This is a genomic window from Mycolicibacterium vinylchloridicum, from assembly GCF_013404075.1.
GTDB classification, from domain to species: domain Bacteria; phylum Actinomycetota; class Actinomycetes; order Mycobacteriales; family Mycobacteriaceae; genus Mycobacterium; species Mycobacterium vinylchloridicum.
Window position 1 is genome coordinate 1 of record NZ_JACBJQ010000167.1, and the last position, 1,531, is coordinate 1,531.

The 1,531-nt window shown below is 65.8% G+C and carries 1 protein-coding gene and 1 pseudogene; both read right to left on the reverse strand.

Annotated features, from left to right (window positions below; all coding sequences use genetic code 11):
• Window positions 1-907: NADH-quinone oxidoreductase subunit M (locus HPC46_RS34330; protein WP_179476430.1), on the reverse strand; the 907-nt coding region annotated here is incomplete at its 3' end.
• 5 nt (window positions 908-912) lie between these two features.
• A pseudogene (locus HPC46_RS34335) lies at window positions 913-1,531 on the reverse strand (NADH-quinone oxidoreductase subunit L); the annotation flags it as partial.

The window sequence follows — 1,531 nt, forward strand, 5'->3', positions numbered from 1 at the left end:
CCGCCAGCGCGATGATCACCGGACGGAAATAGGTTGCCGAGTCGGGAAACAACGGCAGACAGTAGCGCAGCATCCCGAACGTGCCGACCTTGTCCATCACCGCCATCATCAACACCGCCGACGCCGGTGTGGCCTGCACCGCGGCATCCGGCAGCCACCGATGGAACGGCCACAGCGGTGCTTTCACCGCGAACGCGAACATGAAGCCGAGGAACAGGGCATTGGCGACGCCGGGGTTCATGGTAAACGCCCCGGTCGCGACGGCGTCGGCGATGGCCCGGAAGTCGAACGTGCCGGCGTCGAACGCCTTGCTGGCCGAGGTGACGACGTAGAGTCCGATGACCGCGGCCAGCATGATCAACCCGCCGAACAGGTTGTACAGCAAGAACTTCACCGCGGCTTTGGACCTGTTTTCGCCGCCGAAGCCGCCGATCAGGAAGTACATCGGGATCAGCATGGCTTCGAAGAACACGTAGAACAGCAGGATGTCCAGCGCGACAAGCGACATCATCACCATGCCCTCGACGGCCAGCATCAGCGCGATGTAACTGTGCGGCGCCCGGCCGGACAACCCGGGCCGGTCGTCGGCGTCGTTCCAGCCCGCGATCAGCAGCAGCGGCATCAGGACGGCGGTGAGCACGACGAGCGCCAGGGCGATGCCGTCGAGGCCGAGGATGTAGCCGGTGCCGAATGATGGTATCCACGGGTGGTTTTCGACGAACTGGAACTGCTCACCCGCCGGATCGAACCGCACCGCGAGCAGAAGCGACAGCGCCAGCACCGCCAGCGAGACGGCCACACCGGCGTATTTGGCGAATTGCCGCAGCGAGGCGGGGAGCACGATGATCAGCGCCGCACCGACGACGGGGATCGCCCACAGGATGGTCAGCCAGGGGATGGTTGTCATGGTGTTCACCTCCACGCCGTGAAGAGGACGATGGCAACCACCAGTGCCGTGCCGGCCAGCATGGACAGCGCATACGAGCGGGCGAACCCGGTCTGCAGCTGACGTAGTCGGTCCGAGATCCGGCCGACCGCGTAGGCGAGCCCCTGCGTCACGCCGTCGACGCCCTTCTCATCAACGACCACAAGGCCTTTCGTCAGCTCCTGCCCGCTGCGCATGAACACCGCCTCGTTGAACGCGTCGCCGTAGAGGTCGTTGCGGGCGGCGACAGTGAGGGCCGAGACGTCGAGCGGGGCGGTCTCGGGCACCTTGTGCAGCGCGTACTGCCGGTACGCGACGGCGATGCCGATGGCGACGACGCCAAGTGCGGTGACGGTGGTGATCCAGGTGGGGATGAGGTGGTGGGTTTCGTGGGTGCCGGTGACGGGTTCGAGCCAGTGTTGCAGGGTGTTGCCGATGGCCAGGAGGGCGCCGGCGCCGATGGAGCCGATCGCGAGCACGATCATCGGTGCGGTCATGGTGGCCGGGGATTCGTGGGGGTGGGTGGCTTCTTCCTTCTCAGTCCACCGCGCTCTGCCGAAGAACGTCAGCAGCATGACGCGGGTCATGTAGAAGGCGGTGATGCCC